Origin of the sequence: Nonomuraea sp. NPDC049624 (assembly GCF_040675255.1) — a bacterium.
Lineage (GTDB): Bacteria > Actinomycetota > Actinomycetes > Streptosporangiales > Streptosporangiaceae > Nonomuraea.
Genome location: NZ_JBFAOR010000001.1, coordinates 494,844 through 514,661, shown reverse-complemented (window position 1 = coordinate 514,661; position 19,818 = coordinate 494,844). Strand labels below are relative to the sequence as shown.

Genomic DNA, 19,818 nt, shown 5'->3' with positions numbered 1-19,818 from the left:
CCGGTACTCCGGCGAGGCGTCCTCATCTCTGCCAACCGAACCTCTGGATTTCGTCCGATGCTCCCTTTGTTGTCCGCCCTCTGCGCAGCCCTCGCGACCTGGTTGTGGTCAGCCCCACGCGTCCCGGCGGACCGCCTCAGCCGCCTCCTGCCCGCGCCCGGCCCGCCGTCGAGCCCCGCCACCTCTCCGCCGGACGTCCCCGCCCAGCCCGACTGGCTCGACAAGAAGGATCCCCACCACCGCCGCCCGAGCCGCAGAACCGTCACCACCGCCGCCGTCACCGGCGTGATCACGGCCCTCCTGATCGGCGGCCTCCCAGGAATCGCGGTGGCCCTTCTGCTGACCCCGGTGACCGCCCTGATCCTGCACAGGAAGGAACCTCCGCGGTCCCGCCAGGAACGCGAGCAGATCACCGCCGACCTCCCCTTCGCCGCCGACCTGATGACCGCCTGCCTTCTCGCCGGACAACCGGTGACCGCCGCCACCGACCTGGCCGCGACCACGATCGGCGGCCCCCTCGGTCAGCGTCTGGCATGGGTGGGCAGCCAACTCCGGTTGGGCGCCGACCCCGAGCCGACCTGGGCGACCCTGGCGAAGGACCCGGCCCTGAGCCAGCTGTCGAGAGCCATGAGCCGGGCCGCGCAGACCGGCGCCCCGCTGGCGGACGTCCTGACCCGGCTGGCCGATGACGCCCGAGACACTGCCAGAGCCGCCTCACTCGCCGCCGCCCGGACCGTGGGCGTGAAGGCGGTCGCCCCGCTGGGCCTGTGCTTCCTGCCGGCTTTCGTCCTCCTCGGCATCATCCCGGTGATCGCCGGCCTCGCTTCCACGATCGTCCTGCCGTGACGTCCCCTTGGCGGCGGACTTGTCCACAGGCTGGGGGCCGACTCGCCGACAATCCCCAGAACGCCATTCGGCCTGACGGCGGCTGTGCCTTCTCGGCGAACCTTGGACTCCCGCCGGACAAGACCCGGCTCCGACCACCTGGAGGCACGATGCAAGGTCCCGCCACCATGCCAGGCACCCCCAGCCCCACTCCAGCTCACGCGTACGCCACGTCATCCTGGCCCACCGCCTGCACCGAGCCGGCCACCACCACGCCGCCCCCCGAAGCCGACGACTCCTCCGACGTCGAGACGGCAGCCACCCACGCTTCCTCGACCGTCCCCGCACCTCCCGGCGATCCCACCGGGCAGAGCTCACGCTGGTACCCCGGCAAGTGGATCACCTGCGCTGTCGCGAACCGAGAGCGCGGCATGTCCACAGCCGAATACGCAGTCGGCACCTCCGTTATCTAGGGTTGGAGAACCCTTTTAGCAGGTCAGAGGATGATGATCTCTTCTTTCACGTCTGGCAAGTAGACCCCAGCATCGCCGTCAGATCACCGTGAAGGCCCACCGGGGTGAGACGATCACCGCCGCCGAGGGGGTCTATGTGGTCGCAGGTCACAACCCCGGTGTGCCCGGCGCAGTCCAGACCGAGGCGCTGGCGTCGCGGTTCGACGCGCAGACCCAGGTGTCCACCGACTACGAACGACCTCGCCTCGACGTTGAAGATCGACCCGCGCGCCGCACTACTACCGCCACCGCCCCTCATCGTCGCTCGGCGCCGCCCAGGGCATCGCCGGTTAGGACAGGCCAGCACGCCCCGACCCGTGCCCGGTCCGGTGGCCAGTGCGCCGAACTCCGCGCCGCGGACGCGAATCCAATGTGTCCAGTGCGGATGGCCTGCGGCGCCGGTGCGGTACGTCCAGGGAAGCCCGGTCGCTGACGCGCTCAGCCGGCTGCGGTCGCCTGCTGGTGTGTGCGCCGTAGGACGGTGAGGACTTCGTTGCGCCAGGCGCGGGCGGAGGCCATGGCTTTGGTGAAGGCCGACGACATGTGGATGTGCCCTTTTTGGAGGGAGAAGGTTGCGGGGACTCCAGCTTCGTTGAGCCGTTCGGCGTAGCGTTCGCCGTCGTCGCGCACGGGGTCGTATTCGGCGGACATGATGTAGGCGGCTGGCAGGCCGGACAGGTCTGCCGCGAGCAGGGGAGAGACGTACGGGTTCGTCGGGTCTTGCCCGCCGAGGTAGTACCGGGCGCACATCGTGGCGGTGGCGAGTGTGAGTCCGTATCCGGTGGCGAGTCGCTGATGGGAGGGCAGGCTGAAGGTGAGGTCCAGGGCCGGTACTTCGAGGAGTTGCAGTGCGAGCGCCGGACCGTTCTCGTTGCGGGCTTTGAGTGCGACCGCGGCGGCGAGATTGGCGCCGGCGGAGCCGCCGCCAATGGTGATGAGGTCGGGTCGGATGCCGAGTTCGTCGGCGTGTTCGACCGTCCAAAGCAGGGCCGCGTAGCAGTCGTTGAGTCCGGTTGGGAAGGGGTTTTCGGGCGCCTTGCGGTAATTCACCGCGATGACGACGCATCCAGCTCCGGCTGCGCGTTCGGCGCAGAAGATGTCGATGGCGCTGTTGTTGATCGATCCGCCGATCCATCCGCCGCCGTGCAGGTAGATGTGCGCGGGGTGAGGGCCGGCGGCGATGGGTGTGAAGATGTGCAGGTCGATGGTCCCTTGGTTGACAGGGATGGTGACGGCCTGACGTGATCTCACGGGCGGGGCCGGCTCCATCAGCTGGGATACGAGCGCTTCGCTGCCTGCTTGGTCTTGGGCGCGGAAGGCGGCGAAGTCGTCGATTTCCTCCGGTGAGGGCGGTAGGGAGGCCAGCAGGGGTTCGAGGAACGGGTCGAGCGGCATGGTGTCGTCTCCTTAGGGTTGGAGTGCAGCTTTACAGGCAGGCGCGCAGTGCGCGGCAGAGGGCTTCGGCGCGGTCGTCGGGGATTCCGCCGGGGCGGATGGTCTGGTAGGCGAAGGCCGTCTGGGATTCGGGGTGGGCGAAGGCGAGCTGGCCGCCGAGGCCGTCGTGGCCGAAGCTGCCGGGCCCGGCCATGCCGCGCCGTGTCGAGTGGAGCATGAAGCCGGTTCCCCATCGGTTGCCTTCGTCGAGGCCGATACGAGGCTGGCCTTGGGAGCGGACGGCGCGGGCGTCGTGGATGGTGGCGGGCCTAAGGAGGCGGATGCCATCGATGTCGCCGATGGTGGCGGCATACAGGCGGGCGAGGCTGCGGGCGTTGGTGACTAGGTTCGCGGCGGGGAGTTCCGGGGCGAGGAACTCGGGCGTGCTGGCGGAGGCGGGCATGTCGCCGGCGTTGAAGACGCCGCCGAGGCTCATGGCGCGGACCGCCGTCGGGTCCGCGAGCACTGCGGCGATCGCCTTGGCGGCGGCGGGGTCGGTGATGGGGAGCGGTTGGAGCATCGGGGAGAAGTCGGCCGCGGCCGGGTCGGCTCCGAAGGTCATGGCAAGACCGAGTGGTTCGGTGACGTGGTCGCGCAACCAGTCGCCGACGCTGTGGCCGGTGGCGCGGCGCATGACTTCGCCGACGAGCCAGCCGAAGGTGAGTGCGTGGTAGGCGAATGCGGTGCCGGGGGGCCAGGCGGGCGCTTGGCGGGCGAGGGTCTCGGCCACGGGATGCCAGGACTGCAGATCCTCGGCCGTCAGGTCCTGGTCGGGGGCGACGAGTCCGGCCTGGTGGGCGAGCAGGTGCCGGACGGTGGTGCCCTCTTTGCCGTTCTGGACGTACTCCGGCCAGTACTTGGCCACGGGGGCGTCGAGATCGATCAGGCCTTGTTCGGCGGCCATGAGGACGCAGATGGTGGTGACGCCCTTGCTGACGGAGAACACCACACTGCGGGTGTCGGGTGTCCAGGCGCCGCGTCCGCTCCGTCCGGCCCAGATGTCGATGACCGGTCGCCCTGCGATGTAGACGACGCATGATGCGGCGGTGTCGCCGCGTTGGTCGAAGTTGTCGGAGAAGGCTTCGGCGACCGGTTCGAATCCGGGGGTCACGAGGCCTTGCGGGCGCGGGCTCAAGATGTCTCCGTTCCATTGGAGGTCGTGGTCAGCGGCGCGGCCCCGTGGTCGGGCGCGTCATGTTGCCATTGGGGGTAGTGGTGGCAGGCGACGGTCCGCCCGTCGTCGAGGTGACGGGTTTCGGGTCGGGTCTGTCGGCAGCGGTCTGTCGCGAAGGGGCAGCGAGGCGCGAACGGGCAGCCGCCCTGGGCGCCGGTGGAGTTCTCGGGGACCGTTGCAGCGGGGCGGCGTCGGCGTTGCGTAGTGGGGTCGGCGACTGGTGCGGCGAGCAGGAGCGCCCGGGTGTAGGGGTGGGCCGGGGAGCGGGCGACCAGGTGGGTGGGGCCTGCTTCCATGACCTGGCCGCGGTACAGAACGGTGAGATCGTGGCACAGGTGCCGGACGACCGACATGTCGTGGGAGATGAACAGGTAGCTCAGCCCGTGCTGGTCTTGCAGGTCGGCGAGCAGGTTGAGGATCTGTGCCTGGACCGAGAGGTCCAGTGCGCTGACGGCTTCGTCGCAGATGACCAGGCGGGGCGCGGTCATCAGGGCGCGGGCGATCGAGATCCTCTGGCGTTGGCCGCCGGAGAAGTCGCGTGGGAACCGTGACGCGGCACTGGGCTCCATGCCGACGTCCTTGAGCATGGCGGTGGTGCGGCCGGTGATGTCGTGGCGAGAGTGCGTTCCCTGTGCTCGCAGTGGCTCTGCGAGGGACCGGCCGATGGTGTAGGAGGGGTTGAGTGAGCTGTTCGGGTCCTGGAACACCGCCTGGAGCGTGCTGCCGAGCTTGCGTCGCTGGGCCGGCCGCAGGCGGGTGATGTCTTGATCGAGCAGTTGCACGGCGCCTGAGGCGATGGGCGCGAGGCCGAGAACGGCTTTGGCGAGGGTGGACTTTCCCGAGCCGGACTCGCCGACCAGGCCCATGGTCCTTCCCTGCGGGACGATGAGGGTGACGTCGTCCAAGGCCCAGAACATCGGGTCACGGCGCCGGCGCCGGAAGCCGACGGCGAGGTTGCGGACCGCGAGCGCGGGAGTGTCGGTCACTGCGGTAGTGCTCCTTCCTGGACGAGCTCGTCCACGCGGCTGCACCGGGTCGCCGCATCAGCCCCCACCTGGACCAGGGGGATGGGCGCCGTCGTGCAGGCATCGGTGGTGTGGGCGCAACGTCCGGCGAACCGGCAACCCGCCGGCCAGAAGCCGGGCGGTGGTACACGCCCGGGCAGGGTGGGCAGACGAGCCCCTTCGGCGGCATTGCTGGGGTCGGCGGCCAGTAGGGCGGCGCTGTAAGGGAAGCGCGGCGCGCGGAACAGCGCCTCAACGTCGGCCTTCTCCACGACCTCGCCGGCGTACATGACGACAGCGCGGTCGGCGATGTCCGCCACGACGCCCCAGTCGTGGGTGATGAGCAGGATCGCCATCCCGGTCTCGTGTCGCAGTTCCCGCAGCAGTTGCAGGATCCCGGCTTGGACGGTGACGTCGAGTGCCGTGGTCGGCTCGTCGGCGATCACCAGCTGCGGCCGTCCGGCGAGCGCGAGGGCGATGTTGACGCGCTGGGCCATGCCGCCGGAGATCTGATGCGGATAGGCGGCCAGGACCCGGTCGGTGTCGGTGAGCTTGACCTGGTGCAGCAGCTCGATCGCGCGGGCGCGGGCGTCCCGCCGGGACAGCTCATCGCGACAGCGGATGACCTCGATGAGGTGGCTGCCGATGGTGTGGGTGGGGTCGAGGCTGCCCAGCGCGTCCTGCGCGATGTAGGCGATGCCCGAGCCCCGTACGGCGCGGTAGGCCTTCGGTCCGCCGGCGACCAGGTCCATGCTGGCGAATTCCACGTGCCCTGAGGTGATCTGGACTCCGCTGGGGAGCAGGCCGAGGACCGCCAGTGCGGTCATCGTCTTGCCGCAGCCGGATTCGCCCACGACGGCGACGGTCTCACCCGCTCGGACGGTGAAGCTCGCGTCGCTGACGAGCAGCGGCCCGCCGTCAGCGCTGATCGCCAGGTTCTGGACCTTCAACAGAGCATCGCTGGTGTCGGTTGTGGTAGCGGGTTGAGTCGTGGCCGGTTCCGCGCCGGTGCGTCGGCGCCGGGCCGACAGCCGCTCGCCGGATGAGATGTCGCGGATCGTGTCACCGAGCACGCCGAAGGCGAGCACGGTCAGTGCCAGCGCCACCCCGGGCGGAACGAGCAGCCATGAGCTGGTGGTGATGACCGACGAAGCCTCGCTGATCATTTGGCCCCAGCTGGGCCGGTTGCCGGCGGCGGTGACGCCGAGGAAGGCCAACGCGGCCTGGAACGCAAGCGCCACTCCCGCGAACACCGATCCCTGCACCAGCACGGGACCGAGCACGCGCCGCAGGATGTGACCGGTCATGATCCGCCAGGGACGGACACCGGCGACCCGTGCGGCGATGACGAACAGCTCGTCGCGGACCAGGAGGGTCGCGCCACGCACGACACGCGTGAGCATGGGGGCTCCCAGCACGCCGAGGGTCACCATCGCCGCCGTCGGACTGGAGGAGAAAACGGCGAGGACCACCAGCACCAGGATGATCGAGGGGATGCCGAGGGCCAGTTCGGTGGCCCGGCTGACCGCCGCGTCGATCAAGCCGCCCCGGTAACCGGCCGTGATCCCCAGGGGCAGGCCGAGCGCGAGGAACACCACCAGCGCGATCACCACGTTGACCAGCGACGGGGTGATCCCGTACAGCAGCCGGCTGAGCACGTCGCGGCCGAGTGTGTCGGTGCCGAGCAGATGACCGGCCGAAGGCCCGGCGAGCACGTCGGCCAGGTCCTGTGCCTGGGGCGGATGCGGCGCGAGGGCCGGGGCGAGCAGACCGGCTGCGATCAGCAGGACGAGGTAGGCGGCCGCGATGGCCCCCAGCGGTCTGCGGCGCAGTGCGGTAATCGAGGTTCTCATGACAGCCGCGCCCGGGGGTTGAGGTAGCCGTAGGCCACGTCGACAAGCAGGTTCACCGCGACGACGATGAGGGTGAAGTACACGACCACTCCTTGGATGAGCGGCAGGTCGTGGGCGGAGGTCGCCTGCACAGCGGTGCTGCCGAGCCCGGGGATGGCGAAGATGAACTCCACCGCGACGGTTCCGCCGAGCGCGCCGACGAACACCATCCCGATGACGGTCAGCACCGGGACCGCGGCGTTCTTCAGCGCGTGCCGGTAGACCACCGACAGCTCCGGCACGCCGGCCGCCCGCAGCGTGCGGACGTAGGTCTGGTCCAGGGCCGCCGAGACGGCGTCGCGTGCCTGCCGGGCGATAGTGGCGGTGGCCGGCACCGCCAGCGTGATGACCGGAAGGACCAGCGAGTTCAGCCAGCCTGCGGGATCTTGGCCCAGCGGGATGTATCCGGTGGGCGGGAAGGCCGCGAGCTTGACCGCGAACACCACGACCAGGACCAGTCCCAGCCAGAAGTCGGGCAGCGCCAGGCCGATGATGGAACCGGCCTGCACGAGACGGCCCACCGCACCCCGGCGTGCCGCCCGCACACCCATCAGCACACCCACGGCCGTGGCGACGAGCACGGCGCCGATGATCAGCGAGAGAGAGGGCCCGAGCCGGTCGCCGAGCTGCCCGGCGACCGGCTGCCGGTTGATCAGCGAGCTGCCCAGGTCTCCGTGCAACGCCCCCGACAACCAGTTCCAGTACTGGACCCACAGCGGCCGGTCCAGCCCGAGTTCCTGGCGTGCGGCCTCCAACTGGTCCGCCGTGGCGTTGGGGCCCAGCAATGAACGGGCGGCGTCACCCGGCAGCAACGCCACCAGGGCGAACGACACCACGGACGCCACCAGCACCAGCGGTATCGACCACGCCAGCCGGCGCAGGATGAGTTTCAGCATCATTGTCTCCGTGCTCGGGTGCGCTGCCTCAGCCGGCCGGCCGGAGTTCGGTCAGCCATGGCACACCGGCATTGGCGGTGGTCGCATCGAGCCCGGTGAGGCCCTTGACCAGGTAGTAGCTCAGCGGTGCACCCACCACCGGCAGGCTCCAGGCCTGATCCACCAGGTAGGCGTTGATCTGCTTCTGGATGGCCGCGCCGTCCTGCTCGCCGGCCGCGAAGTACTGCCCGTACAAGGCCTCCAGCTTCGGGTCGACCGTGTGGAGCGGGTTGAACGGGCCCTGCGGGTTGACGAATCCGACGTACAGCGACGCCATGTTGGCCAAACCGTACCCGATGGCCGCCGCGGGGAACTTCCCCGACTGCATCGCGACGAAGTAGTCGTTGGCCACCGCCTTCGTCGTGATCTGGAGCTTGACTCCTACCTTGGCCAGCTGGCCCGCCACCGCCTGCATCATCTTGTCCATCCCGGACAGCGAGGTGTCCAGGACCGGCAACGTGAACCCGTCGGGGTAGCCCGCTTGGGCGAGCAGCTGCTTGGCACGGCCCGGGTCGTAGGCGTAGGCAGAGTTCAGCGACGGATCGTAGGCGGCCTGCCCCGGCAGGGCGTACTGGCTGATCGTCAGCTTCTGATCGCCGTAGAGGGCCTTGGCGATGGCAGCGCGGTCGACCGCGTGGTTCAGCGCCTGCCGGACCCGCACATCGCCGAGCGGCTTGGCCAGCTCCCCCGCCCGGTCGACCAGGTTGAGCCCGGTCAGCGCCTGCGGCGGGGCCGAGACGGTGAGCCCGGCGCCGCGCGCCGCCTGCAGCGTCGTCGGATCCCCCAGCGCGGCCTGTACCTGCCCGGCCCGCATCGCCTGGATCATCGACGAGGGGTTGGGAATCACGCGGATCGTGACCGACTTCCAGCGCTGCCGACTCTTGTCCCAGTAATGCGGATTCGGCACGAACGTGTAGTGGTCTCCCACGACGGTCTGCGATGCCTGCAGCATGTACGGGCCGGCCCCCGCCGTTCCCTTGTCCAGGGTCGCGGGATCGGCCACCGCCTTCGGGCTGGCGATGTCCCCACCGCCGAACGCCTGCGCGAAGGCGAAGGTCAGGTTCGGGTCGGACTTTCTCAGGTTCAGCCGCACCGTCAGGGGCCCTGTGACCTCGACCTCGGAGACGCTCACCAGCAACTGCGCCGGCGACCCGATTTTCTGGCCGCGCGCATAGTCCAGGTAGGTCTTCACAGCCTGGGCGTCCAGGGCGGTGCCGTCGCTGAACTTGAGCCCTTCGCGCAAGGTCAGCTCGTAGACACGGTTGCCCTTGCCGGAGTAGCCCCATTTGACCGCGAGCCCCGGCCCGAACGTGCCGTCTGGCTTCATGACGACCAAGGGGTCGTACGCCCACTGGTAGAAGGCCGAGTACGAGGGATCGCCGATCCCCGGGTTCAGGCTCGGCGGCGACGCAGGAAAGCCGAAGGTGAACTGGTCGCTCACCTGTCCGCCGCTGCTCTTCGCACCGCCCGTCCCGCAGGCGGTGGCGGCGAGCGCGGTGACGGCCGCGGTGGCGATGGCGGCGCTCAGGCGCGGCCACCGGGGCGGCGACCAGCCGTGGGATAGGAGGCCGGACACGTTCATCTCCAGATCGAAGTAGGCACTGCAGGGTTGGATCGAGGCGTTGTGACAGCCGGCCAGAGCGCCAGTTAGGGCGTCTACCAGCGACTTTTCCGTGCTGCCGACGACACCGTCGGACGTGTTATCGTTGCGCAAACGATTTAGCAAAGGATGCGTCCCGGTATGCGCCGTGTCAAGCCCCCCTACGATGATCAGACGACGGAGCCCGTGTCCCCGGGGAGGAGAGCATGTCTCAACGCAGAGTGACGCTGGCCGACGTGGCTCGGCGCGCTGGCCTGTCCACGACGGCGGCTTCCCGGGTGCTCAACGGGCGCGAGGGGACCCGGCTGTCGGAGGACGCCCGGCGGCGGGTGCTCGCCGCGGCGAGCGAGCTCGGCTACCGCCCCAACGTGGCGGCGCGCAGCCTGCGCACCCACAAGACCGCGACCATCGCGCTCATCTCCGACACGGTCGCCACCACCCGGTTCGCCGGCGGCATGATCCGCGGGGCGCTCGACGCCGCCCGCGAACGCGACCACGTCCTGCTGATCGCCGAAACGCAGGGCGACCCGGACCTCGAGCGCGACGTGATCGACGCGATGCTGCACCGCCAGGTCGACGGCGTCATCTACGCCGCCATGTACAGCCGCCACCTCGCCGTCCCGCCGCCGCTGCTGTCGGTCCGGACGGTGCTGCTCAACGCCACCAGCGCACACCGGCTCCCGTCCGTCCTGCCCGGTGAGGAGGACGCGGGATACGCCGTCGCCGCCGCACTCATCGCTCACGGGCACAGGCGCATCGCCGTGCTCGGCCGGACCGAGTCGGTCGAGCGGGGACCGCACAGAGCGCTCGCCGCGGGGCTGCGCCTGCGAGGCATCCGCCGGGCGCTTACCGGGCAGCGCCTTCGGCTCTCGACGGGTGAGCAGACGGCCGACTGGGAGGTCGAGAGCGGATACGCCGGCATGCGCGCCCTGCTGCGCCGCCCCAACCGGCCCTCCGGGGTCATCTGCATGAATGACCGGCTCGCCTTCGGCGCCTACCAGGCCGCCGCCGAGGCACGCTGCACCGTCCCCGGCGACATCTCGATCGTGTCCTTCGACGATGAACCCATGGCCGCATGGATGCGCCCCGGCCTGACCACCGCCGCACTGCCCCACGAGGACATGGGCCGCCTCGCGGCCGAACTCCTGCTCGACGAGGACGCCGGCCCCGGAACTCGATGGGTGCCGATGCCACTGCGCGAGCGAGGCTCTATAGCGGCGCCCACCGCCTGATCTCGTGGTGCCGGTCGAACCGACCGGTGTTCGCCCCCCTGTTGCTCAATCGATTTAGCCTTGGAGAGTGACGAATGCTGCGCTTGCCCGACGCCTGGGTGTGGGACAGCTGGTACACACGCGACGACGAAGGCCGCTTCCACGCCTTCTTCCTCCGCGCCTCCCGCGCGCTGCTGGATCCTGAGCGCCGCCACAAGCGCGCCTCCATCGGACATGCCGTCTCCAGCGACCTGTGCTCCTGGGAGTTGCGGGCCGACGCGCTCGTCCCGGCCGACGGCCCAGCATGGGACGGCCTCGCAACCTGGACCGGCAGCGTCGTGCGCGGCCCGGACGGCTGGTACATGTTCTACACCGGAGTCGGCCATGCCGCCGGCCGCCTCGTCCAGCGCATCGGCCTGGCCACCTCCGACGACCTGCACACCTGGCACCGCTTTGGCGACAAACCCCTGGTCGAGCCCGACCCCACCTGGTACGAGCACGCCGACTCCACCGACTGGCCGGGCGAGGCCTGGCGCGACCCGTGGGTGTTCGCCGACCCCACCGGCGACGGCTGGCACATGCTCATCACCGCCCACGCCAGGCAAGGACCGGCCGGCGGCCGAGGGGTCATCGGACACGCCTGGTCACCCGACCTCCTGCATTGGGAGGTCCGACCTCCCCTGACCGAACCCGCCGGGTTCGGCCACCTCGAAGTCCCCCAGAGCGCCGTCGTCGACGGCCAGCCGCTCCTGCTGTTCTGCAGCAACCTCACCCAGCGGACAGAGCCCGAGCAGATCTGGGCGGTGCCCGGCCGCTCGGTCACCGGCCCGTGGGATCTCTCTCGGGCACGACCCGTCCCGGTCTCCAACCTCTACGCCACCCGCCTGGTACAGGACACCGACGGCGCCTGGAACCTCATCGGTTTCGTCGAGGAACGCGACGGGCGCTTCGCCGGCGAACTCGGCGACCCCATGCCCGTGCGCTACACCGTCGGCGGCCTCGAACCCGCGCTGTGACCCTGGCCTGCGAGATCCGATCACTCCGTGAGAGCACCGGAGCCGACGCGATCAGAGCCTGACCCTAAGGACGGCCATATGACGATCTCCACCGCACCTATTGTCGTGGTGGGCGAAACACTGGTGGACCTGTTGTGGCGAGCCGGTACGGACACGCTGCGCATCTCTCCCGGGGGCAGCCCGGCCAATGTGGCCCTCGGGCTACGGCGTCTGGGATGCCCCGTCAGCCTCCTCACCTGCTGGGGCGACGACCCGCCCGGCCAGATGATCAAGTCCTATCTGGCGGACACCGGCCTCGACGTCGTTCGGATTGCCGAGGCGTCCCGGAGATCAACGGTCGCTCTGGCCTACCTCGATGCCGACACTGGCTCCGCAACGTATGAGTTCGTCCCTCACTGGGCTCCCGAAACGCCGACGCTGAGCCAGGACGTCATCCTTCTGCACACCGGCTCGCTCGCAGTGGCCGTTGAACCCGGAGCCCAAAATGTTCTCAACCTGTGCATACAAGTCCACCGGCAAGGCTGCACGGTGAGCATCGACCTCAACGTGCGCCCGGCCGTGCAACCAGACCACCGCGCCTACCGGTCGGCGCTCGAACGTTTCGTCGCGGTGGCCGATGTGGTCAAGGCCAGTGATGAAGACCTGCGCTGGCTGTGGCCGGAACATGACCCGCAAGACAGTGCCCGACGGCTTCGGTCCCTCGGTCCCCGGCTGGTCGTTCTCACCCGCGGCGCCGCCGGAGCGACCGCTTACACGGCCCTTGCGCAGGTGTCGGTGCCGGCACCCTCGGTCGAGGTCGTCGACACCGTCGGCGCCGGCGATGCCTTCCAGGCGGCGCTCCTGGACGGGCTCGTCCGCACCGAGGCTGGGCGGCGCCCACGCGCCCACATCCCCGACCACCCCGAAGCGCTGCGGCGCCTCCTCACCCGCGCAGTGCTCGCTGGCGCACTCGCCACCACCCGGGAAGGCGCACAACCCCCGCACCGCTGGGAGCTTTCCGCCGCCGCACACGCCTCTCAGACCGCATGCCCCGACAGGACCGCTCCCGGCCTCGACACCACGGCGCCGTGACCTCGATCAGCAGGACGAGGCCATGCCCATCGGGGGAGATTACGAAGCGCCGTCCGGGCGCGCGCCCCACCCGGCTCTCGCCCCTCTACGGCACCGTGTTCGGCGAGTACGCCGCGGCGCTGGAGCGCGCGCCGCTGTCGGATGAGACCCGGCGCACCTACCGCTCCCGGGTGCGCATGTTCCTGTCCTGGCTGGCCGATCACGCCGCCAGCCATTCCGCAGATCCTCTCGCCGATCGGCAGGCGCGGGACTGGGCGGTGCGCGACTACCGGATGTGGCTGCTGCGCGACGGCCCGGCCAGGCGTAGCCGCGTCTACGTCAACTCCGCCCTCACCGCGCTGGACGACTTCCACGTCCGCCGAGGCTTGGGCAAGGCCGACGTCGCTCGCGAGGACCTGCCCAAGAACGCACCGCGTGCCCTGGAGGAGCGCGCCCGCATCCGCTGCCTACGCCCGCATCAGCGAGGTCGTGCGCCTCGATGTCGACGACATCCAGATGTCGGCCCGCAATGGCCGGCTGCGCCTGTACGGCAAGGGCGGACGGCTGACCGCCCTTGGCACACGCTCGCCACCACGCTGTTCCGCGGCAGAACCGACCTGGTCCTGGTCACCGAGATCCTTGGCCACGCCCGCCTGAAGACCACCCGCCGATACAGCTTGCCCTCCGACAAGGGCAAGGAGGACGCCCTCAAATTGATCACGGTTGACCGCTGACCGCCCTACCTGCCTGCGGAGACGGGCGTCAAGATCGACTCATGGCCGGTTTTGCCCGTACCTCGGCTGGACCCGTTCAGCGCCCGGCACAGCCTCGACCGCCCGACGCCGAGCTCGCGGGCGATCTGAGAGACCGACTGGCCGCACTTGCGCCGGCCCCGCGTCACGGCGAGCGCCTCATCGGTGACCGTGGCCAGGCGAGTGCCCTCTGTCGGCGGCGCGGGCAGCGTCCAGGCCCTCCAGAACACGCGACGCCGCGCGAGGCGAGCGGAGGGCCTTCGGGCGCCGTGTCAGTCACTCACACAGTCAGTCACACGGTCCACGTCGAGCGGAGCGGACGACGAAGCCGAAGTCGTCGGCGACCTGTCCCGGGGCCAGCTCTCGGCGGTCGCCGCCGTAACCGAACCAGTTGTAGAAGCACCAGGAGTCGCCGCTGTAGTTGGCCGCCCGGACGATGGGCGGGACGATATCGGCTTCATCGTCGTAGAGCACCCTGAGGTTGTCGTCCACGTCGTAGGCGCAGATGCCCAGCACGGGCGGGCAGGCGAAGTCGGCTGCGGCCGGGGCGGCCGCGGTGGCCGGCTGTGCGATACCGGCGGCCAGAGCGAGGGCCAGGGCGCCGGTCAAGGGTGCGACGGTGGCCAGAGTACGGCGGATGATGTTCATGGCGGTTGACCTCCTCAGGTCATGAGGGAAGACGTGCAGCCCCTCCAGGGGGCGGAGCGGGCGGCCGGCCCCGGGCGCAGGTGTGAGCAGCGGCCGGGGAGGGCGTGCAGACAGTGGTGAGGCAGCGGGACCTGACGGGAGTCAGCGGGCAGGCGGTGTGGGCAGCGGCGCGTTCGGGCACTGGGCGGCGATGGAGGCCAGCTCCTGCTTCTCCCGCTCGTCGACGGTCAGGCTCCACCGGCGTTTGACCGCGGTCCACTCGGCGATGTAGCGGCAGCGGACGGCCTCGATCGGCAGCCAGTCGGCGGGGTCCTTGTCGGCTTTCTGGCGGTTGGAGCGGGCGGTGACGGCGACCAGGTGCTCGGGGGCGTCGAGGTAGTTGGCGTAGGCCTCGCGCTGGGCCGCATCCCATGTCGAGGCGCCCGAATCCCAGGCTTCGGCCAGCGGAACGAGATGATCAACGTCCAGTTTGCCCGCGTCTGCCACGATTTGATCGTCGTAGTACGAATACCAGACACCCCCGACAAGGGCGCACCTCGGGCCGACTTCGGGGGCGTCGATGGCCTCGGCGATCAGCACCTCGTAGCGAGCCGAGCAGCCGTCCCCGTCGGCGTCGACCCAGTGCTTGAACGAGGTGCGCTTGTAACCTTCCCGGTTCTCGGCGGCGACGGTCAGATCGGCGACGGCCGCGCGCAGCAGGGGCGGGGGCACGGCGTGGTGGGTCGCCTTCGCCTGGGCGGGCCCAGCGCCGGCGAGAGAGGTGGCCAGTAGTGCCAGCGCGAGTACCGCGTGGCGCAGGGGGAGACGCATGACCCTCCAGAACTTAACTATCTGTAATCGACTACATACAGAAAGTAGTTTTAGGAGGTGAAGAAGTCACTGCCGTAGCGGTAAGAGCCCCCTTGCTTGACGAGAGTTCCTCGGCGAGGGTGAGCCCCGAGGGCGATGCGAGGTGCAGGCTGGTTTCGGCTCGAACGATGGGATAAGTCGGGCTCGATAACGATCGGCAGCGCGTTTCCCAAGGTCGTGGTGCTCGATATCGGCGCTTATAACGCCTCGCCGTCCGTCGTCTGATCGCCGCCGTCTCCCGCCGCCGCCAGGCGCAGCGTCTGCCACCCGTTCGCGGTTCCCTCCGCCCGCCAGCACGGAGGCCACTCCCGCTCCACGCCCTCGGTCGCCGGTGCGACGCGTACGCCGGTCAAAAAACGCCATCTCCGGCCCGGATGCCCCGTCGAACAAGGTGTCGCCTGAGAAGGTCGCCTCGCCGAACAGGGCGTCGCCGGTGAAGGTCGTCCCGTCGAACCGGGCGTCACTGGAGAAGCTCGCCTTATAGAACCAGGCCGTGCAGGTGAAGGTCGCCTCGCCGAACAGGGCGTTGCCGGTGAAGGTCGCCTTGCCGAACAGGGCGGCGCCGGTGAAGGTCGCCTCATCGAACACGGCGTTGTCCAGGCGGCAGGTGCTGAGATCGAAGTGGATGAGGACGGCTCCGGTGAGGTCGAGTCGGATGTCGGGCCAGTGGCGTGGGTTGCGGTCGGCGCGGCGGGAGGGCCACCGGCGGCGTGGGGCAGGGGAGTCGTCGTAGCGCAGGTGAGCGGTCAGGATGTGCTGGGCGGTCAGCCGAACCTGGCGTTCCTCCTACGGATCGCGGCCCGTCGCCGGGGCGGAGACGCCGGCGACGGCGGCGCGCGGCACGGCGGGCTCGGCCGGATCTGCCCCCTCCGGCGGCGGCGTGTACGGCATGCACAGATAGGAGCAGATCACGTCCACGATCGTCTGCCGCAGCGCCGGGGTGTCCTGGGCCAGGCGCTCCAGCGCGTACAGGCCACCGAGCCGGACCGGGGCTTGGGCGTTGCCGAGTTGCTCGACGGCCTTGGTGTAGAGCTCGGTCACCCGGCGTTCGGCAGCATCGTGCGTGGTGTGCGCGGTGGCCAGTTCCTGGTGTCGCTGGCGGCGTACGGCCAGCAGGAGCATCACCGCGGCGCCGACGCTGGCACCGGCCGCCAGCGCGGTACGGACGGCCTCCGGGCGGAGATCCGCTCGGGAACGGGCAGCGTGCCCAGATCCTGCAGCAGCCAGGCGCTGACGCCCCAGGCCGCGGCACCGACCAGAAACGCCGCAGGAAGAGCCCACCACCACATCGAACGTGGCGGTCGCAGCGCGGGAGGAGGGGCGGACGGGCGGGGAGAGCGCCAGATAAGACCCACGTACTCGGTTCCGGTCCTGGCGGCACACCGTTACGGCCCGGAACTCCTACAGCTCCGGCTGGCCGTCACCACCAGAATCACCGGAAGCGGCCTCAGTCGCTCACCGCGACGGAGGAAAAATCACACCCTGCAGGCCGTAAATGATCTCTTGCGCGGTCCGATATGCGTGTTTTTTTGATCATTGGAGGGACAGGGGTATGTCAAGATGGCAAGTTCATAGGCCCGGCGTGAAGGAAAAACCGCAGCCGGACAGGGCAAGCGCCCGAGTGCGCCTAGCCTGATGTGGGCGGGCCTCCTGCCTGGTCGACTTCCCGTTGACTCCCCGGCAGGAGGCCCGGCCACCCTGGTCACTCAGATGGTGACTCAGCGGGTGGCATCGTGATCACTGCTGGTCCAGACGAGCCAGCCCAGCCACAACACGAACCTGATCGCTGCCAGGCATGCCGTGATGCGCCCATAGCGATCCCGATCCCGGTCAGGACGGGAATCCACGCCCTCACCTCCTTCCCTGCCGAAGCCATCCGGCAGATCTGACCGGACGTTCTGCATGGGCGAGGGAAGCGGCATGTCTCCTATCCCAGGGTGAACCCTAGAGGATCGGAGTGGACCTCTCACAGACAGTCACAGCGCTCGGATGTGAGTTTTCCCCCACCAGCCTGCACCCGTCGCGAAACCGCTGCTGGAGGGCCCTTAAAGACGGTTAAGGACGGTGAACTTTTATCCTCCTGCGCGCGGAAGCTGCTGACCGCTGGGGCTGCCAGGTCAGTGATCACGTGGTTCTGTCCTGCGGGCGGCGAGTTCGTCGTTGGCCGCGGCCTCCATGCTGGTCAAGCGTGCGTGGACTTCGCCGAACTACTCGTCCAGGCGCGTACGCAGCTGCTCCAGCGCCGTGGTGAGTGCTGGGGCCGACTGGACGTGCACGGTGGGCCGGCGGTGAAGGCCCCGCAGGGCGAACACTGACAGCACGCCCCAGTACAGGACGGTGATCCCGGCCGCCAGCATGCGCCCGTTGACGGGGCTGGCGCTGTAGACCATCGCCACAGTGGCGGCGCCGTACAGGAGCCAGGCCAGGCGAGCACTCCAGGAGGAACCCGTCAGCCGGCACAGCAGCCACAGGATCGGTCCGGTCAACGCCCAGGCCGACCAGATGGCGTCTGCTCCCATGGGCAGGCCGGCTGCGTGGGCGGTGATGTAGGCGTGCGCCGGCGTGGTAACGACCTCGGTGAATTTCCAGTCGGCCACCCGTTCCAGTGCCAACGTCCCACCGGTGATCACGCCGTTGGTCACAACTTCGACGATGGCCAGCAGCACGGTGACGGCCAGCCAGAAGAGCGCGAGCACCAGGAGGGCCACACCTGCCACGCGAACGGCCAGAACCGCGTACTTGGCGATCTCAGCCTCGCGCGGATCCTCGCCGAACCGCTACTGCGTCCACTCCTGGAGGCGTTGGTAGCGGTCAGCGATCCAGTTGGCCACGTCGACCATGGGGCCTCCTTCACCGAGGTGGAGGTGCGGGAGTGTCGCCCGATGGTCCCTCGTACGGACGGCCCGCCGGGGCTGTCATGATCCCCCGCACAGGACGGGCAATAAGACCAGGTCACATTTGGAACGAGACAGAAGTTGCGCCATTCAAGCGTGCGATGTGCTCATGAGACGTCATTATGAAAAGCCGTAGTGCTTTTGGGCTCCGCGTGCGGCTGCAACAGGCCGCCTTGGCGCCACTCAATTCGGTCATCGCTTGGGGCCGGCCTAGGTGTCAGGGCGCTTGGAGGTGCGTGGAGTGACCTGGAGTCTCCCCGTCGACTTGATCGGTGACGCCTCGAATCTGCACGTCTCTGCCACGATCTTGTCGGGCAGTCAGGGGTGCGGCCGTCATCTGGCGCTCAAGGCGCGGCCCAAAGTCGCTGCGGCGGGTTGGAGTCCCTTCAAGGGCAAGCAGCGCCCCTTCCCGCTCGGGGACTTGGTGTATCTGATCAAGGAGGCTCATGCGGCACCCGCAGAAGCCTTGGGCCCCTCCGCCATTGCGGGTTGGCTGCAGCAGCAGTTTGACGCGCTCAACGTCCACCGACTGCTTCGCCCCTTTCTGGCGCACGCGGTGGAGAACGTGCTGGACGCCCACGACTCTATCGAGGGAGAGCTGGGCCCGCTGCGGCTGCTCATGCACGACCCGAGGATCGGACCGCCTGGCAAGCAACTGTCGGCCTGGGGGCCGGTGTATGCCAGAGAACAGGATGTCCGGGAGGTTCGCCGCTATCGGCTGGGCCGCGCCCACGTGGTTCCCACCGAGGGGGATCTGCGGTGGGGCGTGACCGCCGCCCATGTGGCCGCGCTGCGCGGCAGCAGTCCCGCTCGAATTAGAGCTGTAGAGGTCGGTGCCGCCGACGGCAGCATCAGCGTGCTGTTCGATGACACACCCGAAGCGGCGCAGGCGGCCTTCCAAGCCCTTGGCATGCCCCGGTTGCGTCATGTGATCGAACAGACCGATGCCGAGCCGGGCTGGGATTGCGCGAGCTGCAAGATCGCCGGCACTTGCGACAGCCTGCTGCCAGTGACCGGCATGCTCGGTCAGCGGGGACCCGGCATCGCCTTCCGCTCCGTCACACCGCGCGAGCTGCACGAATACCGCCAGTGCTCGGCTCAATGGTTCTTGGCCCGGGAAGCGAAGCTGCCCAGGGACACCGAGTTCACCGAGCCGCAAGCTCGTGGGCGGGCGGTGCACCTGTGGCTGCGCGCCGCCCATGAGCGCGGAACCGCCTGCCGCGGCGATGACTTGCCGGAGCCTGGCAATGACCTAGGGCTGGCCGAGGGCATCATTTCCTCGCAGGAGTACGCGGCCGCCTACCCTTACCTGCTGCAGCACCTGAAGGACTGCCCGCTCGACGTCCCGGGCACCATGGTGGTCGGCGTGAAGAAGGCCATCCACGGCATTGACCACGACGCTCAGGTGGTGGTCGTGACGACGCCGGATCTCGCGCTCCTGCGTGACGGAGAGCTGATCTTGCGCGAGGTCAGAACGGCCGCCGCTGTTCCCGAGCACGGCCGCGATGAGGCCTACAGCCGGGATCTGCAGATTCCCTTCCTGCTGCGGATGCTGGCCTGCGGTCTGATGGCACATCATGAGGTGGCGACGGGCCGAGTTGAGCTGGAACTGCTGACCCCGGATGGGGCCGAGCTGTGGTCATGGGATGGTGACCACCCAATGACCGCCCAGGTGGCTGCCGGCGACGTTCGCCGGGCGGTCGAGGTGTGGCATCGGGATGAGACATGGGCGTCCCGTCCCGGCCCGCACTGCACCTGGTGTCCCGTGCGCCAGTGGTGTCCCGACGCCGACAGCGAAGGCCCGGGGGTGTCGCTTGACAACAGTGGGGTCGACCTGGAGAGTCTCGCCGGCATGGCGATCGATGAGTTGCCTCCGTTCTGAGTTCGCGACCCGGGAGTCCTGCCAAGCTAGAGGACGTGACCACACCCCCCAGGCCCACACCAGCGTCGATGCCGCGGCGGCGGCGGCCCGTTATCCCTCCGCGGCCTTCCCCGCCCAGCAGGAGCGCGTTCAGGGCCGCC

At 69.3% G+C, this 19,818-nt stretch carries 17 protein-coding genes; 6 read left to right on the top strand and 11 right to left on the bottom strand.

All coding sequences use genetic code 11. The features are described from left to right. Positions 1-57 precede the first annotated feature (57 nt). The gene (locus AB0J76_RS02760) at positions 58-846 is read left to right on the top strand and encodes a type II secretion system F family protein (RefSeq protein WP_352319192.1); all 789 of its coding nucleotides are present in this window, start codon (positions 58-60) and stop codon (positions 844-846) included. 929 nt (positions 847-1,775) lie between these two features. Here AB0J76_RS02760 and AB0J76_RS02755 read toward each other — a convergent pair. From AB0J76_RS02755 to AB0J76_RS02730, 6 genes are read right to left on the bottom strand one after another with little or no spacing between them, the layout of a single operon-like run. Next, complete coding sequence (locus tag AB0J76_RS02755; protein ID WP_352319190.1) at positions 1,776-2,732, bottom strand: alpha/beta hydrolase; 957 nt, start codon at positions 2,730-2,732, stop codon at positions 1,776-1,778. Between the two features lie 31 nt (positions 2,733-2,763). After that, positions 2,764-3,906, bottom strand: a complete 1,143-nt coding sequence (locus AB0J76_RS02750) for a serine hydrolase domain-containing protein (RefSeq protein WP_352319189.1) — start codon at positions 3,904-3,906, stop codon at positions 2,764-2,766. Next, positions 3,903-4,931, bottom strand: coding sequence for an ABC transporter ATP-binding protein (locus AB0J76_RS02745; RefSeq protein ID WP_352319187.1), 1,029 nt, complete (start codon positions 4,929-4,931; stop codon positions 3,903-3,905). Before AB0J76_RS02745 ends, AB0J76_RS02750 begins: the two co-directional genes overlap by 4 nt. Beyond that, positions 4,928-6,802, bottom strand: a complete 1,875-nt coding sequence (locus tag AB0J76_RS02740; protein ID WP_352319185.1) for a dipeptide/oligopeptide/nickel ABC transporter permease/ATP-binding protein — start codon at positions 6,800-6,802, stop codon at positions 4,928-4,930. Before AB0J76_RS02740 ends, AB0J76_RS02745 begins: the two co-directional genes overlap by 4 nt. Then, on the bottom strand, positions 6,799-7,740 hold the full coding sequence (locus AB0J76_RS02735) for an ABC transporter permease (protein WP_352319183.1): 942 nt from the start codon (positions 7,738-7,740) through the stop codon (positions 6,799-6,801). Before AB0J76_RS02735 ends, AB0J76_RS02740 begins: the two co-directional genes overlap by 4 nt. A 25-nt stretch (positions 7,741-7,765) precedes the next feature. Next, the gene (locus tag AB0J76_RS02730; RefSeq protein WP_352319181.1) at positions 7,766-9,490 is read right to left on the bottom strand and encodes an ABC transporter substrate-binding protein; all 1,725 of its coding nucleotides are present in this window, start codon (positions 9,488-9,490) and stop codon (positions 7,766-7,768) included. Positions 9,491-9,582: 92 nt separating this feature from the next. Here AB0J76_RS02730 and AB0J76_RS02725 point away from each other — a divergent pair, with 92 nt between their 5' ends. The 4 genes from AB0J76_RS02725 to AB0J76_RS02710 all read left to right on the top strand — a co-directional run bounded on the left by AB0J76_RS02725 (position 9,583) and on the right by AB0J76_RS02710 (position 13,387). After that, positions 9,583-10,608: a LacI family DNA-binding transcriptional regulator gene (locus AB0J76_RS02725; protein WP_352319179.1), complete on the top strand. Its 1,026-nt coding sequence runs from the start codon at positions 9,583-9,585 to the stop codon at positions 10,606-10,608. 74 nt (positions 10,609-10,682) lie between these two features. Next, entirely contained in the window at positions 10,683-11,603 is a 921-nt protein-coding gene (locus tag AB0J76_RS02720) for a hypothetical protein (RefSeq protein ID WP_352319177.1), read from the top strand. Between the two features lie 78 nt (positions 11,604-11,681). Continuing rightward, positions 11,682-12,674, top strand: coding sequence for a carbohydrate kinase (locus AB0J76_RS02715; RefSeq protein ID WP_352319175.1), 993 nt, complete (start codon positions 11,682-11,684; stop codon positions 12,672-12,674). 95 nt (positions 12,675-12,769) lie between these two features. Continuing rightward, on the top strand, positions 12,770-13,387 hold the full coding sequence (locus AB0J76_RS02710) for a hypothetical protein (protein ID WP_352319173.1): 618 nt from the start codon (positions 12,770-12,772) through the stop codon (positions 13,385-13,387). 306 nt (positions 13,388-13,693) lie between these two features. On the opposite strand, the gene AB0J76_RS02705 is transcribed toward AB0J76_RS02710, so the two are convergent. The 5 genes from AB0J76_RS02705 to AB0J76_RS02685 all read right to left on the bottom strand — a co-directional run bounded on the left by AB0J76_RS02705 (position 13,694) and on the right by AB0J76_RS02685 (position 17,610). Next, positions 13,694-14,053, bottom strand: a complete 360-nt coding sequence (locus AB0J76_RS02705; protein WP_352319171.1) for a hypothetical protein — start codon at positions 14,051-14,053, stop codon at positions 13,694-13,696. Between the two features lie 141 nt (positions 14,054-14,194). Continuing rightward, positions 14,195-14,863 (bottom strand): HNH endonuclease family protein, encoded by a 669-nt coding sequence (locus AB0J76_RS02700; protein ID WP_352319169.1) that lies wholly within the window; start codon positions 14,861-14,863, stop codon positions 14,195-14,197. A gap of 66 nt (positions 14,864-14,929) precedes the next feature. Then, complete coding sequence (locus AB0J76_RS02695; RefSeq protein ID WP_352319208.1) at positions 14,930-15,559, bottom strand: pentapeptide repeat-containing protein; 630 nt, start codon at positions 15,557-15,559, stop codon at positions 14,930-14,932. A 129-nt stretch (positions 15,560-15,688) separates the two neighbouring features. Next, a complete protein-coding gene (locus tag AB0J76_RS02690; protein WP_352319167.1) occupies positions 15,689-16,027 on the bottom strand; it encodes a hypothetical protein in 339 nt (112 codons plus the stop codon). A 1,082-nt stretch (positions 16,028-17,109) separates the two neighbouring features. Then, positions 17,110-17,610, bottom strand: coding sequence for a hypothetical protein (locus AB0J76_RS02685; protein WP_364388552.1), 501 nt, complete (start codon positions 17,608-17,610; stop codon positions 17,110-17,112). Positions 17,611-18,037: 427 nt separating this feature from the next. Between AB0J76_RS02685 and AB0J76_RS02680 the strand changes: the two genes are divergently transcribed. Then, positions 18,038-19,678 (top strand): PD-(D/E)XK nuclease family protein, encoded by a 1,641-nt coding sequence (locus AB0J76_RS02680; RefSeq protein ID WP_352319163.1) that lies wholly within the window; start codon positions 18,038-18,040, stop codon positions 19,676-19,678. The last annotated feature ends 140 nt before the right edge of the window (positions 19,679-19,818 follow it).